This window comes from Pseudonocardia sp. P1, from assembly GCF_000178675.2.
Classification (GTDB): domain Bacteria; phylum Actinomycetota; class Actinomycetes; order Mycobacteriales; family Pseudonocardiaceae; genus Pseudonocardia.
In genome coordinates, this window is the sequence record NZ_ADUJ02000001.1 from 3,208,093 (window position 1) to 3,225,950 (window position 17,858).

General features: G+C 74.2%; 20 protein-coding genes. 12 read left to right on the forward strand and 8 right to left on the reverse strand.

Translation table 11 applies throughout. The annotated features are described in order from the left end of the window. Positions 1–49: 49 nt before the first annotated feature. The 6 genes from pstB to PP1_RS14545 form a co-directional block, all read right to left on the reverse strand. Positions 50–829: a phosphate ABC transporter ATP-binding protein PstB gene (gene pstB / locus PP1_RS14520; protein WP_010227991.1), complete on the reverse strand. Its 780-nt coding sequence runs from the start codon at positions 827–829 to the stop codon at positions 50–52. A gap of 12 nt (positions 830–841) precedes the next feature. After that, the gene (pstA, locus tag PP1_RS14525; protein WP_010227989.1) at positions 842–1,957 is read right to left on the reverse strand and encodes a phosphate ABC transporter permease PstA; all 1,116 of its coding nucleotides are present in this window, start codon (positions 1,955–1,957) and stop codon (positions 842–844) included. Between the two features lies 1 nt (position 1,958). Then, positions 1,959–2,903: a phosphate ABC transporter permease subunit PstC gene (gene pstC, locus PP1_RS14530; RefSeq protein ID WP_010227987.1), complete on the reverse strand. Its 945-nt coding sequence runs from the start codon at positions 2,901–2,903 to the stop codon at positions 1,959–1,961. A gap of 115 nt (positions 2,904–3,018) precedes the next feature. Then, on the reverse strand, positions 3,019–4,125 hold the full coding sequence (gene pstS, locus PP1_RS14535; RefSeq protein WP_010227984.1) for a phosphate ABC transporter substrate-binding protein PstS: 1,107 nt from the start codon (positions 4,123–4,125) through the stop codon (positions 3,019–3,021). A 196-nt stretch (positions 4,126–4,321) separates the two neighbouring features. Next, positions 4,322–5,203 carry a mycothiol synthase gene (mshD, locus tag PP1_RS14540; protein ID WP_010227982.1) on the reverse strand — a complete coding sequence of 294 codons (882 nt, stop codon included), beginning with the start codon at positions 5,201–5,203 and terminating at the stop codon, positions 4,322–4,324. A gap of 67 nt (positions 5,204–5,270) precedes the next feature. After that, positions 5,271–6,071: a winged helix-turn-helix transcriptional regulator gene (locus PP1_RS14545; RefSeq protein ID WP_010227980.1), complete on the reverse strand. Its 801-nt coding sequence runs from the start codon at positions 6,069–6,071 to the stop codon at positions 5,271–5,273. Positions 6,072–6,292: 221 nt separating this feature from the next. Here PP1_RS14545 and PP1_RS14550 point away from each other — a divergent pair, with 221 nt between their 5' ends. The 9 genes from PP1_RS14550 to PP1_RS14590 all read left to right on the forward strand — a co-directional run bounded on the left by PP1_RS14550 (position 6,293) and on the right by PP1_RS14590 (position 11,865). Beyond that, a complete protein-coding gene (locus PP1_RS14550) occupies positions 6,293–7,189 on the forward strand; it encodes an LmeA family phospholipid-binding protein (RefSeq protein WP_010227978.1) in 897 nt (298 codons plus the stop codon). Positions 7,190–7,196: 7 nt separating this feature from the next. Further along, positions 7,197–7,646, forward strand: a complete 450-nt coding sequence (locus PP1_RS14555) for a thioredoxin family protein (RefSeq protein ID WP_010227976.1) — start codon at positions 7,197–7,199, stop codon at positions 7,644–7,646. 204 nt (positions 7,647–7,850) lie between these two features. Beyond that, positions 7,851–8,315: a DUF4395 domain-containing protein gene (locus PP1_RS14560; RefSeq protein ID WP_010227974.1), complete on the forward strand. Its 465-nt coding sequence runs from the start codon at positions 7,851–7,853 to the stop codon at positions 8,313–8,315. A 38-nt stretch (positions 8,316–8,353) separates the two neighbouring features. Beyond that, positions 8,354–9,190, forward strand: coding sequence for a sulfurtransferase (locus PP1_RS14565; protein WP_010227973.1), 837 nt, complete (start codon positions 8,354–8,356; stop codon positions 9,188–9,190). A 2-nt stretch (positions 9,191–9,192) separates the two neighbouring features. Continuing rightward, positions 9,193–9,492, forward strand: coding sequence for a DUF1416 domain-containing protein (locus PP1_RS14570; protein ID WP_010227972.1), 300 nt, complete (start codon positions 9,193–9,195; stop codon positions 9,490–9,492). An 84-nt stretch (positions 9,493–9,576) separates the two neighbouring features. Next, a complete protein-coding gene (locus tag PP1_RS14575; RefSeq protein WP_010227971.1) occupies positions 9,577–9,747 on the forward strand; it encodes a hypothetical protein in 171 nt (56 codons plus the stop codon). Further along, positions 9,744–10,382 carry an FABP family protein gene (locus tag PP1_RS14580; protein WP_010227970.1) on the forward strand — a complete coding sequence of 213 codons (639 nt, stop codon included), beginning with the start codon at positions 9,744–9,746 and terminating at the stop codon, positions 10,380–10,382. Before PP1_RS14575 ends, PP1_RS14580 begins: the two co-directional genes overlap by 4 nt. 8 nt (positions 10,383–10,390) lie before the next feature. After that, positions 10,391–11,005, forward strand: a complete 615-nt coding sequence (locus tag PP1_RS14585) for a 5-oxoprolinase subunit B family protein (RefSeq protein WP_010227969.1) — start codon at positions 10,391–10,393, stop codon at positions 11,003–11,005. Next, the gene (locus PP1_RS14590) at positions 11,002–11,865 is read left to right on the forward strand and encodes a biotin-dependent carboxyltransferase family protein (protein WP_075313929.1); all 864 of its coding nucleotides are present in this window, start codon (positions 11,002–11,004) and stop codon (positions 11,863–11,865) included. The genes PP1_RS14585 and PP1_RS14590 overlap by 4 nt, the downstream gene beginning before the upstream one ends. On the opposite strand, the gene PP1_RS14595 is transcribed toward PP1_RS14590, so the two are convergent. Further along, positions 11,866–13,434, reverse strand: coding sequence for a hypothetical protein (locus PP1_RS14595; RefSeq protein WP_075313928.1), 1,569 nt, complete (start codon positions 13,432–13,434; stop codon positions 11,866–11,868). It lies immediately after the preceding gene. Positions 13,435–13,477: 43 nt separating this feature from the next. Beyond that, positions 13,478–15,517 (reverse strand): V-type ATP synthase subunit E, encoded by a 2,040-nt coding sequence (locus PP1_RS14600; protein WP_075313927.1) that lies wholly within the window; start codon positions 15,515–15,517, stop codon positions 13,478–13,480. Between the two features lie 232 nt (positions 15,518–15,749). Between PP1_RS14600 and PP1_RS14605 the strand changes: the two genes are divergently transcribed. The 3 genes from PP1_RS14605 (at position 15,750) to PP1_RS14615 (ending at position 17,757) form a co-directional block, all read left to right on the forward strand. After that, a complete protein-coding gene (locus PP1_RS14605; protein WP_010240233.1) occupies positions 15,750–16,214 on the forward strand; it encodes a Fur family transcriptional regulator in 465 nt (154 codons plus the stop codon). Further along, entirely contained in the window at positions 16,211–17,332 is a 1,122-nt protein-coding gene (ygfZ, locus tag PP1_RS14610; protein WP_010240232.1) for a CAF17-like 4Fe-4S cluster assembly/insertion protein YgfZ, read from the forward strand. The genes PP1_RS14605 and ygfZ overlap by 4 nt, the downstream gene beginning before the upstream one ends. A 221-nt stretch (positions 17,333–17,553) precedes the next feature. Beyond that, the gene (locus PP1_RS14615) at positions 17,554–17,757 is read left to right on the forward strand and encodes a DUF3073 domain-containing protein (RefSeq protein ID WP_010240231.1); all 204 of its coding nucleotides are present in this window, start codon (positions 17,554–17,556) and stop codon (positions 17,755–17,757) included. Positions 17,758–17,858: the final 101 nt, after the last annotated feature.

The following is a 17,858-nucleotide window of genomic DNA, read 5'->3' on the forward strand; positions in this document are numbered from 1 at the left end:
CCCGGTACCCGTCGAGCGGGTGCCGGGGCCGTCGTGTGCCGGGGGCGGCTCAGCCGAAGCGGCCGGACACGTAGTCCTCGGTCGCCTTCTGCCTGGGCTGCGAGAAGATCGTCTTGGTCTCGTCGAGCTCCACCAGCTTGCCGGGCTTGCCGGTGCCCTCGATGTTGAAGAAGCCGGTGAAGTCGCTGACCCGCGCCGCCTGCTGCATGTTGTGGGTCACGATGACGATCGTGTAGTCGTTCTTCAGCTCGTTGATCAGATCCTCGATCGCGAGCGTGGAGATCGGGTCCAGCGCGGAGCAGGGCTCGTCCATCAGCAGCACGTCGGGACGCACCGCGATCGCGCGGGCGATGCACAGCCGCTGCTGCTGTCCACCGGAGAGGCCCGAGCCCGGCTTGTCCAGCCGGTCCTTGACCTCGTTCCACAGGTTGGCGCCACGGAGGGAGCGCTCGACGGTGTCGTCGAACTCGCCCTTCGACGCCTTCCTGTTGTTCAGCTTCATGCCCGCGATCACGTTGTCGTAGATCGACATCGTGGGGAACGGGTTCGGCCGCTGGAACACCATCCCGATCTGGCGCCGGACGCCGACCGGGTCGACGTTGGTCCCGTAGAGGTCCTGGCCGTCGAGCTCGAGCTTCCCCTCGACGCGGGCGCCGGGGATGTTCTCGTGCATCCGGTTGATCGACCTCAGGAAGGTCGACTTGCCGCAGCCGGACGGGCCGATCAGCGCCGTGACCGTCTTCGGCTTGATCACCATGTTGACGCCCTCGACGGCGAGGAACGACCCGTAGTAGATGTTCAGGTCCTTGGCTTCGACACTCTTGCCCATGTCCGGGGTTCCTTATCGGGTCTTCGGGGCGAAAATGCGGGAGATGAGGCGGGCCACGATGTTCAGGATCATCACGATCAGCATCAGCACCAGGGCCGCGGTCCAGGCGCGGTCGATGAACGCCTCGCGCGGGATGCCGGGCGTCGCGTACGAGTAGTACGAGAAGACCGGCAGGGTCGACATCGGGCCGGAGAACGGGTTGAGGTTCACACCCAGCGCCGCCCCGACCGTGACCAGCAGCGGAGCCGTCTCACCGATGACCCGGGCGATCGCCAGGGTGACGCCGGTGGCGATGCCGCCCGCGGTGGTCGGGATGACGACCTTGAGGATCGTCCGCCACTTCGGCACGCCCAGCGCGAAGGACGCCTCCCGCAGCTCGTTCGGGACGATCTTGAGCATCTCCTCGGTCGACCGCACCACGATCGGGATCATCAGCACCGTGAGCGCCACCGCCCCGACGAAGCCGAACCGGACGCCCGGACCGAAGAGGAGGGCGAACAGCGCGTACGCGAACAGACCGGCGACGATCGACGGGATGCCCGTCATGACGTCGACGAAGAACGTGATCGCACGCGCGAGCTTCGAGTTGTTGCCGTACTCGACCAGGTAGATGGCCGTGAGCACGCCGACCGGGATCGACATCAGCGCGGCCAGCCCGGTGATGATCAGGGTGCCCTGGACGGCGTGCAGCGCACCGCCGCCCACCCCGACGATGCCGCGCATCGACTGGGTGAAGAACGCCGTGTCGAACCGGGCCCAGCCCTCGGTCACGACCGTCCACAGGACGGAGACCAGGGGCAGCATCGCCAGAGCGAAGGCCGTCGACACGACGACGGTGACCAGGCGGTCCATCGCACGGCGGCCGCCCTCGACGCTCCGCGAGACGACGTAGGTGACGAGCGCGAAGCTCACGGCGGTGAGGAAGGCCCACAGGCCGACGCCCGAGCCGAGCAGCGCGGTGACGCCGGCCATGACGACGGCGGCGGCCGCGAGCAGGCCCCACGGGGCCCACTTCGGCAGTGTGCTCGTGCGGCGCAGCACCGTCGGTGTGGCCGCGGGTGCCTCCAGGCCGGTTCCGGTCACGGTGACCTCTGCGTCGGTGCGGTTGCGTTCGGTTCCGGTGGACATCTCAGTTCGCTCCGGAGAAGTCGCGGCGGCGCTCGACGATGTAGCGGGCGAGCATGTTGACCAGCAGGGTGATCACGAAGAGCACCAGGCCGGAGGCGATCAGCACGTTCACGTCGATGCCGGAGGCCTCGGGGAACTGCAGGGCGATGTTCGCCGCGATCGTGGACGGGTTCTCACTGCTGATGAGGTTGAAGGTGACGGCGCCGGAGACCGAGAGGATCGTCGCGACCGCCATCGTCTCGCCCAGCGCGCGGCCGAGACCCAGCATCGCACCGGAGATCACGCCCGAGCGGCCGAACGGCAGCACCGCCAGCCGGATCATCTCCCAGCGGGTCGCACCCAGTGCGAGCGCCGCCTCCTCGTGGAGCTTCGGCGCCTGCAGGAACACCTCCCGGGCGACGGCCGTGATGATCGGCAGGATCATCACGGCGAGCACCACGCTGACGACCAGCATGGTCCGGCCGGTCACCGACGGCGGGCCCGCGAACAGCGGGATCCAGCCGAGGTAGTCGTTGAGCCACACGCTCAGGGCGACCGACGCGGGGGCGAGGGTGAACGCGCCCCAGAAGCCGTAGACGATCGACGGCACCGCGGCGAGCAGGTCGACGACGTAGCTCAGGGTCTGGGCGAGCCGCCGCGGCGCGTAGTGGCTGATGAACAGCGCCACCGCCACGGCCAGCGGGGTCGCGATGACCAACGCGATGACCGCACCGAGGACGGTGCCGAACACCAGCGGTGCGATGTAGCCGAACAGCCCGCCGTGGACCTCCTCGGCCGGCGCGACGAACGCGGGCGCGGCCTCGGTGATCAGGAACGCGGCGACGCCGGCGAGGACGACGAGGATCAGGATCCCGGCGCCCTTCGCGGAGCCGGCGAAGATGCGGTCCCCGAGCTGGCTGACCGGCGTGGTTGCCCGGGTCCCGGGCTTCGATTCCGTGGTGGTCACAGTGATCCCTGAAGGTGCGGACGTGCGCTGGGCAGGGGGTGGCGCCGGGAACCCCGGTCGGCGTTCATGATGAACACCGACCGGGGTCCCTGGCTAGATGACATCCGACTCAGGCTCAGCCCGCGGCCTTGATCTGGTCGATCACCGGGGTGATCTGGCCCCGGAGGGCGTCCGAGATCGGGGCGGAACCCGCGTTCTGCGCCGCGGTCTGCTGGCCCTCGGGGCTGACCACGTAGTTCAGGAACGACTTGGTGACGTCGGCCTGCGCCTGGTCCGGGTACTGCGGGCAGGCCAGCAGGTACGAGACCAGCACGACCGGGTAGGCGCCGCCGGTGGCGGTGCGGTTGAGCTCGTAGGCGAACGAGGTGTCGCCCTGGCCCTCGACCCGCTGCGACTCCTCGAGGATCTTCGCGGCGGCCTCGGCGGTCGGCGCGACGTTCTGGTCGCCCAGCTTCACGTTGGCCTTGCCCAGCTCACCGGCCTGCGAGGCGTCGGCGTAGCCGATCGTCCCGTTGCCGGCCCCGACCGCGCCCACGACGCCCGAGGTGCCCTGGGCGGCCTCGCCGCCCTGGACCGGCCAGTTGCCGTCGCCCTCGTCGGTCCACACGTCCGCCGCGGCCTTGTTCAGGAAGTCGGTGAAGTTCTCGGTGGTGCCCGACTCGTCGGAGCGGTGCACCGGAGTGACCGGGGTGGCCGGCAGCTGCGCGCCCGGGTTGTCGGCCGCGATCTTCGGGTCGTTCCAGGTCGTGATCTCGCCCTTGAAGATGCCGGCGATGGTCGCCGGGGCGAGGTTCAGCTCCGGGACGCCGTCGAGCTTGTAGACGACCGCGATCGGCGAGACGTAGTTCGGGATCTCGATGACCGAGCCGCCGCAGCGCTGGCGCGCCTGGTTCAGCTGGTCGTCCTTCAGGTAGGCGTCGGAACCCGCGAACTGGACGCCGCCCTCGACGAACTGGGTGCGGCCGCCGCCCGAGCCGACCGGCTGGTAGTTGACCGTGGCACCGGGGTTGGCCTCGGCGAACCCGGCGTTCCACGCCTGCATGGCCGCCTGCTGCGAGCTGGCGCCCGCGCCGGAGATGCTGCCGGTCACGCCGGAGCCCTCGGCGGCACCGCCGCCACCGCCCTCGTTCGCGGCGCCGCAACCGGCGACGAACAGCGCACAGGTCGTCGCGACACCGACGGCCGCCAGGCGCGCCCGGGGCGCACGCCGCTTGGTCTTCACTGCAGGTTCCTCCGTGATCGGCTCGTGCCGTTCGGGACGGCGGCCGGAGTGACCGCCGGGCGGAACGCTAGAAGCCGACATTGGACGGGGGGCCCACGGAAGATGAACGTGGAATGAACAGGCCCACCGGGTGGGTGGATCCACATCACACGTTCGATGGATCGTGATCGCAGCGCAGCCGGTTCGTGACCACCTGTCAGCGGGCGTAGTTGACGTCCGCGGCGTGCACGACGAACCCGAGCCGCTGGTAGACGCGCACGGCCGGGCCGTTGTCCGCCTCCACGTAGAGCAGGACCGTGTCCAGCCCGCGGTCGTGCAGGTGGTGCAGCCCGGCCAGGGTCAGGACCCGGCCCAGCCCGCGCCCGTGCGCCGCCGGATCGACACCGAGGACGTAGACCTCGCCCATCGCGGGCTCGTCGCCGGTGGCGGGGTGGACCTTCGTCCAGTGGTAGCCCAGCAGGGTGCCGTCGGGGGCCGTGGCCAGCAGGAACCCGTCGGCGTCGAACCAGTCCTCGGCCTGGCGGGCGGCGAGCTCGGCGCCCGTCCACCCGCCCTGCTCGGGGTGCCAGTCGAAGGCGGCGTTGTTGACCCGGAGGAACTCGTCGTCGTCGCGGTCGGGGACGAACGACCGCAGCGTGACCCCGTCAGGGAGGCTCACCTCGGGCAACGGCTCGCCGGCGGTGCGGCGCATCTGCCACAGCACCCGGTCGCGCCGGTAGCCGTGCCGCTCGGCGAGACCCTTCGCGGCGTCGAGATCGCCGTGCGCCCAGAGGTGCGGATCCGCGGTGAGCCCCTCCAGGGCCGTGACCAGAGCGGACCCGACGCCACGGCGACGCTCCGCCGGGTGCACGGCGAGTTCGGCGTACTCCCCGTCGAGCTGGGCGTACCCCGCGACGACGCGGTCCGCGCCGGGCACCACGACGTGGTGCACCCCGGCGCGTTCCTCCCCCGCCCGGAGGGTGAGGAGGAACTGCTCGGAGAACGGGTCGGCGCCGTCGTGCGCGGCGGCCGTCGCCAGCAGGTCGTGCACCGCCGTGGCGGTGTCGGCGTCGAGTCGGGTCAGCACCTGCGGGTCCACCCGCCGGACCCTAGAACACGACCCGCGGACCGGGCGGGTCCGCGGGTCGTGTCCGTGCACTGTGTCGTCAGCGTGGGGAGAGCGCGCCCGGGGTGGTCCGTCCCGGTCCGGTGGGACGGCCGGCGCCCGGCAGGCGACGGTCGGACGGCTCGGAGTCGGCATCGGAGTCGGCATCGCTGTCCGGCGGGGCGGTCAGCCCGCCCCGTGACGGCCGGACGAACTTGTAGCCGACGTTGCGCACCGTGCCGATCATCTGCTCGTGCTCGCCGCCGAGCTTGGCGCGCAGCCGCCGCACGTGGACGTCGACGGTGCGGGTGCCACCGAAGAAGTCGTAGCCCCAGACCTCCTGCAGCAGCTGGGCCCGGGTGAACACCCGGCCTGCGTGCTGCGCGAGGTACTTGAGCAGCTCGAACTCCTTGTAGGTGAGCTCCAGCAACCGGCCCTTGAGCCGGGCCGAGTACGTCGCCTCGTCGATCACCAGCTCACCGAGCACCAGCGCCCCGCCCCCCGACGCCGACTCGGCGCCGGGCCGGGCACGGAGCAACCGGAGCCGCGCGTCCACCTCCGCCGGGCCGGTGTCCGGCAACAGGATCTCGTCCACCACCCACTCACCGGAGACGGCCACCAGGCCGCCCTCGTTGAGCACGGCGATGACCGGGACGTCGGTACCCGTACTGCCGAGCAGCCGGCACAGGCTCCGGGCCGCCACCAGGTCGCTGCGCGCGTCGACCAGGACCGCGTCGTGCGGGCCCGCGTCGAGCAGTGCGGCCACCTCGGGGGCCGCGGTCCGCACGTTGTGCGGCAGCAGGGACAGGGCAGGCAGCACGGCGGCCGCATCCGGAGCCGTGGTCAGCAGGAGCAGTTCCATGGACTCCTCCTCTCGCGATACGCGGACGATACCGCCCCGTCATCCGGTGGTCAGCACGATCGCGATCCGCCTCACGCTCCCGATCTGGATCGGTCACGCGAACGATCGGGCCGGAACCCGTCCGTCGGAGCAGGTCCGGGGCCGCCGGACCGGGATCCCGGCGGGCTCACTACCGTCAGGGAGTTACGTCCGCAGCACCGGGATCTCCGGGAGGACCATCCGTGCAGTCGCCCACCCTCCCGGCGCCCGGCCGGGGCGCCGACCGCAGTACCGGCCGGGGGCCGGACCGGGGCACCGACCGGCGCACCACCGTGCACCGCGTGGTCGCCGCCGTCCTGGCCGTCGTCGCCGTGCTCGTGCTGGCCGATCTCGGCACCGCCGCCGCGGCCGAGTCCGGGATCTCCCGCCAGATGCGCGACCGGCTCGGCCTCCCCGAGGACCCGGCGGTGCAGGTGCAGGGGATCTCGTTCCTCGCGCAGGCCGTGACCGGCCGCTACGACCGGATCGACGTCTCCATGCAGCGGGTGCCGATCGGCCCGCTGCAGACCCCCGAGGTGGAGGTGCAGATGCACGGCGTGCGGGCGCCCCTGTCCGACCTGATCGGCTCGGGGCCGTCCCGGTTCCGTGCGGCGGCCGCCGAGGGGATCGTCCGGATCGGCCCGATGGACGTGCGCCGGCTGGTCGTCGCCGCCGGGGGTCCCGCCGCCGGTGTGGAGCGCCTGACCGCCGAGGAGGTCGAGGCGAACGACATCGACACGGTGATCCGCGAGGGTGCGGACCCCACCCTGCGCGGGCTCGACCCGCGGAACGCGGCTCGGTTCGTGGCCGAGATGCCGGTCGACGGCGAGGACGCGAAGGTCGCGGTGCTGAGCGCGCTCGTCGTCTCGGACGGGAAGCTGCGGATCGTGCCTCGCGACGTCCGCGAGTACGAGACGCACGAGCCCGTCCCGGCCGCGGTGCGGGACTCCCTCATGTCGGCGATGGCCGTCGAGGTCGACCCGGGCCGGCTGCCGCTCGGTGTCACGCCGACGTCGGTCTCGGTGCCGGAGTTCAACGTCCTGGAGATCTCCGGGGCCGTCCGGGACCTGGGCGTCGGCTCCGACCGGACGTCGGACTGAGGCACGGGTGAGCGGTACCGGTCTCGTCGTGCTGCTCGTCGTCCTCGTGGTGACGACGGCGGCCGGTCTCGTCCTGCGCGCCCGCTCCGGTGCCGTCCGCCGGTCCGCCCCGGCCGGTCCCACCGGTCCCGGCTGGGAGCTCGCGGGCGTCGACCCGGCGGGACGGCGGGCGCTGCTGCTGCAGCTGTCGTCGCCGGTGTGCACGCCCTGCCGGCAGACCGCCGTGCTGCTCGCCGCGCTCGCCGCCGACGACCCCGGGCTGGCACACGTGGAGATCGACGTGGCCGACCGGGCCGACGTCGCGCGCGCACTGGGCGTCATGCGCACCCCGACCACCGTCGTCTTCGACGGGCGCGGCGCCGAGCTGCTGCGCGTCGCGGGGGTGCCGCGGACCGGCGAGCTCGTCGCCGCGCTCCCGGCGCCGGACGGTCCGGGCCCTGCCGCACCCGCCCTGTGACCGAACGGCCGCACCGGACGGGTGCACGGATCCCGCCGGTTCGGCTACCCTCGCCACTGTGAACTGGCCGCTGACCCGACGCCGCACGGTCGATCTGTGCCGTCTCGCCGGCTGCCTCTGTCTCGACTCCTGATCCGCGTGCCCTGAAGGCCGACACGTCGCACCGACGACCGGCCGTCGCCCCGGTCCACAGGAGTCACCCCCATGTCCGTCACGGACCCCGGATCCGTGCGCACCGAGCCCCGGCTCGACCCGCGCGGTGTCCGGTTCTCCGCCGCGGTCACCACCGTCGTACTGGCGCTGGTGCTGCTGTCCGGCAGCGGCCTGCTCGTCACCGCGCAGGCCGTCGTCTTCGCCGTCGGCGCGTTCGCCGGCATGCGGTTCGCCCCCTACGGGGTGCTGTACCGCTCCCTGCTCGCCCGGCGGCTCGGGCCGACGTCCGAGTGGGAGGACGCCGCCCCGGTCCGCTTCTCGCAGACCGTCGGCCTGGTTTTCACCGCCGTCGCCGCGGCGGGCTACCTGTCCGGGCTGACCGCGCTCGGTGTCGTCGCCACGGCGGCGGCACTCGCGGCGGCCCTCCTCAACGCGGCCTTCGGCTACTGCCTGGGCTGCGAGATGTACGGGCTCCTCGCCCGCCTGCGCACCGGCCCGGCCGGGGCGCGTTCCTGACCCGTCACCCAGCACACGATTTCGGGAGAGATTCGAACATGAGCCGCGAGGACGTCCTCGTCACCGCCGACTGGGCGGAAGCGAACCTGGAGACCGACGGGGTGGTGTTCCTCGAGGTCGACGAGGACACCACCGCCTACGACGGCGGGCACATCCCCGGTGCGGTCAAGGTCAACTGGACCGATGAGCTGCAGGACCCGGTCCGCCGCGACATCGTCACCAAGGAGCAGTTCGAGCAGCTGCTCTCGGCCAAGGGCGTCGGGCAGGACGACAAGGTCGTGCTCTACGGCGGCAACAACAACTGGTTCGCCGCCTACGCCTACTGGGAGTTCAAGCTCTACGGCCACACGAACGTCGTGCTGCTCGACGGCGGCCGCAAGAAGTGGGAGCTCGACGGCCGGACCCTGACCACCGACGTCAAGGACCGCCCGGCGACCTCCTACACCGCCCAGGACGCCGACACCTCGATCCGCGCCTTCCGCGACGAGGTCGTCGACGCGATCGACACCAAGAACCTGGTCGACGTCCGGTCGCCCGACGAGTTCTCCGGCAAGATCCTGGCCCCGGCCCACCTGCCGCAGGAGCAGTCGCAGCGTCCGGGTCACATCCCGTCGGCGATCAACATCCCGTGGTCGAAGGCGGCCAACGAGGACGGCACCTTCAAGTCGAACGAGGAGCTGGCCTCCCTCTACAAGGAGGCGGGGTTCGACGAGGGCCGCCCGACCATCGCCTACTGCCGCATCGGCGAGCGCTCGAGCCACACCTGGGTGGTGCTGCGCGAGCTGCTGGGGCACACCGACGTCAAGAACTACGACGGCAGCTGGACCGAGTACGGCTCGCTCATCGGCGTGCCGATCGAGCTGGGAGCGAAGTAAGCATGTGTGGAGCCCCTGACCAGTCCCTGACCCTGCCCGCGGGCACGGACCTCGAGAAGGAGACCGTGCTGGCCGGGCGCGTCGTCGCCGGCGGCGAGCCGGTCGGCGGGGCGTTCGTCCGCCTGCTGGACGGCACCGGCGAGTTCACCGCGGAGGTCGTGTCCTCGGCCTCGGGTGACTTCCGGTTCTTCGCCGCCCCCGGCAGCTGGACCGTCCGGGCGCTCTCGCGCTCCGGCAACGGCCAGTCCGCGCTCGTCGCCGACGGGCCGGGCCTGCACCAGGCGGAGATCGCCGTCGCCTGAGTTCCGGCACCCGAACGCCGCCCCGGACCGTGTCCGGGGCGGCGTTCGTCGTTCCGGGGACGGCCGCTAGTAGGCTGGCGCGCCGTGCACTGGTTCTCCACCGGGTTGTTGATCGCCCTGTCCGCGGGAACCGCCGCCTGGGCCGGGTGGCTGCTCCGGCGCCTGTTCGTCGTCGAGCCCGCCGCGGCCGGGGACGGCGAGCGTCCCGCCCCCGACGACGCCGCCGACCATCACAGCGAGGAGCCGATCCCGTGACCGATCCCGAATCCGGCACCGACGAGCAGCTGCAGACCACGATCACCGGCCCGGAGAACGCCGCGCCGGACTCGCCGCGGCGCAATAGGCCGCAGTGGGAGGACCTGCCCGTCACCGACGACACCGCGAACCTGCGTCAGGGCCCGGACCTGCACGAGTGGTGCCTGGGTGTGCTGCCGCTGGTCGGCGTCTGGCGCGGCGACGGCGAGCTGGTCGACCCGGCGTCCGGCGAGCCGCGGCCGTTCGGGCAGCAGCTCACCTTCGCCCACGACGGGCGCGCCTTCCTGACCTTCGAGTCGCGGACCTGGCTGCTGGGGCAGGACGGCGAGACCGGCGACCTGCTCGAGCGGGAGACCGGCTTCTGGCGCCCGCAGGAGGACGGCTCGCTGGAGGTCGTGCTCGCCGACAGCAGCGGCCTGGTCGCGATCCTCTACGGCCCCAAGGGCGACATGCGTTCCTGGGAGATCGAGTCCGACGCCGTCGCCCGCACGGCCTCGGCCCGGCCCACGGTCGCCTCGAAGCGCCTCTACGGCCTCGTCAACCAGGGCGACCTCGCCTACGTCGACGAGCGCGCGGTCGACGGCGGGCAGCTGACGCCGTACATGTCGGCGGTGCTGCGCCGCGTCGTCGGCTGAGCGGCCCGGTGGCCGACGCCGCGGTCCGTCCCTGCGGGAGCAGGGCGCTGCTGTTCGAGGTGCCCACCGCGGCCGAGGTGGCCGCGATCGTCGCCGCCGTCCGGGCGGCCGGCCTGTCCGAGGTGACGGAGCTGGTCCCGGCGGCGCGCACGGTGCTGGTCGAGGTCGCGCCCGGGGCGTCGACCGAGCGGGTGCGCGAGGTCGTCCGCGACGCGGACCCGGCCACCACGCCTCCCGGCACCGGCACGGTGCACACGATCCCGGTCGTCTACGACGGCGCCGACCTCCGGCTGGTCGCCGAGACCGCCGGGATCGACGTCGACGAGGTCGTCGCCCTGCACAGCAACGCCGAGTACACGGTGGACTTCTGCGGGTTCGCGCCCGGTTTCGGGTACCTCTCCGGGCTGCCGGAACCGCTGCGCCAGCCACGGCTGGAGAGTTCGCGGACGGCGGTCCCGGCCGGCTCGGTCGGGATCGCCGACGTCTACAGCTGCGTCTACCCGCGCCGCTCCCCCGGCGGCTGGCGGCTGATCGGGCGCACCGACACCGTCCTGTTCGACCCGTCGGCCGAGCGGCCCGCACTGCTCACCCCGGGCGACCGGGTGCGGTTCGAGGCCCGGTGAGCGCGCTGGAGGTGCTGCGGGCCGGCCCGCAGGCGCTCGTCACCGACCGCGGGCGGCCGGGCCACGCCCACCTCGGGGTCCCGCCGTCGGGCGCGCTCGACGGCCCGGCCTACGAGCTCGGGAACCGCCTGGTCGGCAACCCCGGCGGCGCGGCCGGGCTCGAGCTCCTCGGCGGCGGCCTGCGGGTGCGTGCGCGGGGCGCGCGCGTCGTCGCGGTGACCGGGGCTCCGGCCCCGGTGCGGATCGCCGGGCGGGCCGCCGCCTCGCACACCGCCGTCTACCTGCCGGACGGTGCGGAACTCGAGATCGGCAGGCCGGTCGGGGGCCTGCGGGTGTACCTCGCCGTCGCCGGCGGGGTGGACGTCGAGCCGGCCCTCGGCAGCCGCAGCACCGACCTGCTGTCCGGGCTCGGGCCCGCCCCGGTCGCCGACGGCGACGAGCTGCCCCTGGGCCCGGGGTCCGGCACGGTGCCGGAGACCGGCCCGGTCCCCGTCTCGCTGCCGGTCGCCCCGGTCCGCCTGCGGGTGCGGTTCGGGCCCCGCGCCGACTGGTTCACCGACGCCCGCCGCGCACTCCTCGATCCGACGTGGACGGTCACACCGGACGGCAACCGGATCGGGATCCGGCTCGACGGACCGTCGCCGGAACGGCTCCCGGACGCGCGGGACCGGGAACTGCCCAGCGAGGGCATGGTGACGGGCTCGGTGCAGGTCCCGCCGGACGGCCCGCCGGTGGTGTTCCTCGCCGACCACCCGACGACCGGCGGCTACCCGGTGATCGCGGTCGTGGAACCGGCGGACCTGCCGCTGCTGGCCCAGGCGCCGCCGGGCACCCCGGTCCGGTTCACCGCGACGGCCTGATCAGCCGCGACCGGCGTCCTCACCGTCCAGGATGGTCCGGACGTCGGCGGTGGCCAGACCCGACAACCGTCCGATCTGGACGGGATCGAGACCGCACTCGTGCAGGTGCCGGACGGCTCCGGCCAGCTCCTCGCGGCGCCGGCGCAGGACGTCGCCGAGCTGCTCGATCCGGTCGCGGGAGTCGTCGAGGGTCCGGGTCGCGTCGAGGGCGCGGGCGGGATCGGCGAGCAGCACGCCGAGCAGCCGGTCGCGGGCGTCCACGCCCGCCGCGGGAACGGCCTGGGTCGACGGCACCACCGACAGCGGCAGCTCCTGCTGGCCACCGGTCTCCGGCTCCGCATCGTCGATCTCGGCACGGAGGATCCGGGCGCGCTGCACGGCGCGGGCGGCGAGGGCCTGCTGGACGGCCCGGGACATCGGCTCCGGGGCGCCCGCTGCTGCGGCGGCCGGGACACCGTCCGGGGCCTCGTCGGCGGCGGCCCGGTCCGCGGTGGCGTCCGCGGAGCCCCGGTCTCCGCAGGGCAGGTCCTCGACGGCCGGGACGGTCCGCTCGGCCGACCACGGGGGCAGCGGGCCGGTGGAGACGTCGTCGGCGACGGTGGGGTCCTCGGTGCGGGGCCTGTCCCAGGCGGTCGGGGCTGCGGTGTCGTCGGCCTCGGCCGCGGCGTCTGTGTCGGTGTCGGTGCCGGCCTCGACGGCGTCTGCGGCGTCGACGATCCGGAAACGGGCGGCCGGACGGGTGGTGGCCGCGGCGGCGCCCGGGGTGTCGCCGGGGTCCTGTGCCGGGTCATCGGGGTCCGGGGCCGCCGCATCGGAGCCCGTAGCCGCCGTACGGGGGTCCGGGGCTGCCGTACCGGGATCCGGGGTCGTCGTCCCGGAGCCCGTTGCCGCTCCGCCGGGATCCGGGGCTGCTGCGGCGAGCCCGGCACCGACCGCACCTGCCGCGACGGCGCCGGTCACCGCCGCCACTCCCCGGCCGGGCGTCGATTCCACCGTGGACGATCCGGCGACGCCGTCGGCCGTGCCGTCGGCGGCCGGACCGGTCGCCTCCTCGTCCCGTACGGCGGGGGCGGCGGATCCGCCGCGCGGGGCCGGGCTCGGTCGCGGCCGGCGCCGGGTGGCCGCCGGGGCTCCGGTGCGGGCGAGGGTCGCCCCGTCCGGACGTTCGTCGGACGGGACGGTGATCGGTCCCGCCCCGTCGGGCGCCGCATGACGCCCCGCTGCACTCGCCGCACCCACCGTCCCGGTCGCGGAGGCGGCCGGGGCCGTGCGGATCGGCAGGCCCGGGATCGGTCCGGTGTCGGCACCGCGCTCGGCGACGGCGTCCGCCACCGTCCGGGGCCGCGCGGGACGTGGCGGGTCGGCCGGGCCGCCCGCGGACTCTCCGGTCCAGTCCTCGGCACACGGCGGCGGGGCGCCGACCGTCTCCGGTGGGGCGACGGGCAGCGGTTCGGGCGCGGGCGTCCGGCGGGCGCGCCAGACGCCCCAGAGAACCAGGATCACGAGCACGCCCGCGCCCAGCACCGCCGCGAGAGCGAGGGGCGGGACCGTGAACGAGCCGAGCTGCATGGGCCCGGACCTTAGGCCGGTCGGGGCCCGTACGCGTGGACCCTCAGCCGCTGCGCGTCCCCGACGACGGCTGCGCCGCGCCGGACCGGCCGTTGCCGGAAGCGTTGCCGCCGTTGCCTCCCGAGCCGTTCGGACGCCCGTTCCCGGAGCGGCCGCCGGCGCCGTCGGCGGCGTCGGAACCACCGCTACGCCCGTTCTGACCGTTGCCACCCTGGCCGGATCCGGTGCGGGAGCCGTCCTGGGTGCCGGTGGCCGGGGCGCGCCCGGCCGTGGGGTTGGCGGTCGTCGGCGGGTCGGCCTCGGGCTGCGACGGCGACGACGAACCCGCCGCGTCGCCCGTCGACGGCGTCGAGGAACCATCCGATGGGGTGTCACCGGAACGACGGACCGCGCCGACCGTGACGGTCCGCTCCGCGGCCCCGTCGGACTTGTCCTGGTGCGGCACCGCGGTCGTCGCGGGCTCGGACCGCCGCGGCTCCGACGCCGGGCGGAACAGGTCCGCGGGCTCCGGCTCGTCGGTGGCCCGGACGGCCGTGGTCCGCTCCGCGTCCGAGGCGCCCTGGTTCCCCTGGGCGGGCTGGGGGCCGGGACGCGGCGCCGGGGACGGTGACGGCCGCGGGCCGGGACGCGGCCCCGGGCGGCTCTGCTGGCCCTGCTGGCCCTGTTGCCCCTGCTGTCCCGTGGCGCCCTGACCCGGCTGGGCCGGACCGCCCTTGCCCTGACCCGGCTGCTGCCCGTGCCCGGGCTGCCCCGGGCCGGACGTGTTCGGCTGCGGTGCCGCGTCCTGCTTGCCCTGCTCGGCCTTCTCCGGCTTCGGCTGGGCGGACGGCTTCGACTCGGCCGCCTGACCGGGAGTCGCGTCCGGCCCCGGCTTCCCGGAGGCGCCTGCCGCGGCGGACGCCGGGCCCTTCTGGTTCGAGCCGGACTGTGCGCCCGAGCCGGACTGCTTGTTCGGGCCACCCTGAGCGGCCTGCTTCGGTCCGCCCTGGGCTGCCTGCTTGTTCGGACCGCCCTGCTGGCCGGCGCCACCCGACTGACCGGCGCCGCTCTGCTGACCGCCGCTCTGCTGACCGGCGCCCTGCTGACCGGCGCCCTGCTGACCGCCGCCCTGCTGGCCGGCAGCGCTCGGCTGACCGGAGCCGCTCGGCTGACCGGGCCGGGCCTGCTGACCGGACGGACCCGGGCGGGCCTGACCGGCGGGCCTGCCCGGCGCCGGAGCCTCCGGGCGGGCCTGCTGACCGGAGTCGGCACGGGCCGGCTGGGGGCCGGGCTGCGGGCGGGGGCCCGGTCGCGGCGCGGCTCCCTGCTCACCGGCCTGGTTCGCCGCGGCCGGACGGGCACCGTTCACCCCGGCCGACGGCTGGGGACGGGCACCGGGCTGGGGACGGGCCTGCTGGCCGCTGTCACTGCGCCGGGCGCCGTCGCCGTCGTCGGTGCGGGGCCGGTCGTCGCCCCCGGGACGCGAGGGCTGCGGCGCACCGTTGCGGGACGCCTCGTCCGCCGTCTCCGGGGCGGCGGACGCCGCACCCCGGATCTCGTGGCGGGCCTTGTCACCGGCGCCGCTCGCGGCGCCCTCGGCACGGAGCTCGTCGCGCCGGCGGGTCAGCTCACCGACCTCGGCGCGGAGCTTGTCACCGTGCTCGCGGGCCCGGTCGGCGTCGGCGCGGGCCCGGTCGACCTGCTTGCGGGCCTCGGCGGTGACGCGCTCGGCGTCCGCCTTGGCCTTGTTCCGGATCTCCTCGGCCTCCTCCTCGGCCGTCTGCAGGATCGCCTGCATCCGGTCGGAGAAGTTGTCGACGGCGCCGTGCCGCTCGGCGTCCTGCGGGCCGGCGACCGGCGCGGGGCGTGGCCCCGGACGCGGCGGTGCGCCCTGCGCTCCGGCGGCCGCGAAACCGCCGGGCGGCGACATCGGCATCGGCGGCGGCATCGGCCGGCTCCGCAGTGCGTCGATGTCGGCACGCATCCGGCCCATGACCCGCTGCATCTGGACGATGTGCTCGTCCACCTGCCTACGGTCGTAGCCGCGGAGTACGACGTCGAACCGCGGGGAACCGCCCGGGCGGTCCGCCCCGTCTGTCGTCATCGTCTCTCCTCACAGGTCGTCCGGCATTGCGCGGGATACCCACGACCGGGCGAACCCGGCCGACCCCCGGTCGACAGGGTAGCTGCGCCTGCGCCGTCGCGGCGAACTCCGCAGCGCCCGGCCGCCGTACGGCGGCGTGGCGACCCCCGCGCCGGGGGATCCCGTGCCATGATGCGCGGCTACCGTCGTCGCCGTGCGACCCCCGCCCGCCGGAGCGAATACCATCGGCGTCGTGGACACCTCGCTCAAGGGCACGTTGCACAAGCGCGGACTGCGGATGACCCCCCAGCGCCAGCTGGTGCTCGACGCCGTGCACGACCTGGGGCACGCGACCCCCGAGCAGGTGTGCAGCCGTGTGCAGGAGACGGCACCCGCGGTCAACATCACGACCGTCTACCGCACGCTGGACCTGCTCGAGGAGCTCGGCGTCGTCCGGCACGCCCATCTCGGGCACGGTGCGCCGACCTACTCCGAGCACCAGCACCGGCACGTGCACCTCGTGTGCCACCACTGCGGCCGGGTCGACGAGGCACCGACCGAGCTGCTGTCCGATGTGGCCGAACGCACGCTGGCGGACCTCGGATTCCACCTCGACGCCACGCACGTGGCGCTGTCGGGGACCTGCGTCGACTGCGCGGACCACACGAACCACACCGACGACACGAGCCCCACGGGGGCCGTGGAGGGAGACCGGTGACCACACCCGGACCCGAGCAGGACACCGACACGACCGGCGGGCCGGCGGACCCCGACGCCGCCGTCCCGGCCCACCACGGCGACCCGCCCGCCGAGCAGCGTGCGATGGCGCGCGCGGCCGCCGTCGTCGACCGGAGCCACCGCGAGGTCATCGCGGTGAGCGGCGAGGAACGGCTGTCCTGGCTCCACCTGCTGCTCACCCAGCACGTCAGCGAGCTGCCGCCGGACACCGGCACCGAGGCACTGGTGCTGGACGTGCAGGGACGGGTGCTGCACCACATGGCCGTCGCGGCCACGGGCGACACCGTCTACCTCGACACCGAGCCCGGCGAGGGCGCGCCGCTGCTCGACTACCTGACGAAGATGGTCTTCTGGTCCAAGGTCGAGCCGCGTGACGTGACCGGCGAGTTCGCCGTCCTCGGCGTCGTCGGGCCGGACGTCCCGGACGTCCTGGAGAAGGCAGGCCTGCCGCTGCCTCCCGCCCCGCACGGCGTCGCCGCGCTGCCCGGCGGCGGTTTCGTCCGGCGTACCCCGTGGCCGGGCAGGGACGCCGTCGACGTCGTCGTGCCCCGCGACGCGACCGGCACCTGGTGGTCCGCGCTGACCGCGGCGGGTGCCCGTGCCGCCGGGACGATCGCCTTCGAGGCGCTGCGGGTGGAGTCGCGCGCGCCGCGGCTGCACCGGGACACCGACGACCGCACCATCCCGCACGAGGTGGGCTGGATCGGGCCCGCGGTGCACCTGACCAAGGGCTGCTACCGGGGCCAGGAGACCGTCGCCCGGGTCGCGAACCTCGGCAGGCCGCCGCGCAGGCAGGTACTGCTGCTCCTCGACGCCGGTGACGAGGAGCTGCCCCGGACCGGCGATCCGGTCCGCCGCGACGACCGCACGGTCGGCCGGGTGGGCACCGTCGTGCAGCACCACGAGCTGGGCCCGGTCGCGCTCGCGCTCGTGAAGCGTTCGGTTCCCGTCGACGCCGAGCTGACCGCCGGCGTCGACGACCGGGTCTCCCCGGCCACGATCGACCCGGACAGCTACGAGCAGGACCCGGACAATCCGCCCCCGGGCCGCGCCGCCCGCGAGCGGACCGCGGGTGCCGCACGTCGCACGGACGGCTGACGCCCGGCCGGCGGTCCCCCGCCCGGTGCGGCAGCCGGGTGAACGACGGCCCACGGGCGACCACACGTGGACACCTGTGGCTGTGACGACGGCGGTGCCGCGTCGCACGTACCGGGGTGAGCAGGGTACGGTTAGAGGCACGACATTGATGAGACGAGAGGGGCCGCCGGGTCGTGTCAGCTGACCGGGCCGCCCCTTCCCTGTTGTAAGGGGGACCAGCCATGGGGCGCGGACGAGCCAAGGCCAAGCAGACGAAGGTGGCCCGCGAGCTCAAGTACGACTCCCCTGCTATGGATCTCGACGCGCTGCAGCGCGAGATCGGTAGCGGGACGGCGGTTACTACCGACAACGGCGACGACGGATACGGCGAGTACGCCGACCTCGCCGCCAAGTACAACGACGAGGACGACGACCCTCGCCGCTGAATTCCGTACCGGCGCCCGGGCCGGGGATCCCGATCCCCGCCACCCGGGCGCCGCGTCGCGCGCAGCACCGACTGCGCCCGCTCGCCGCTGCGTCCGGTACG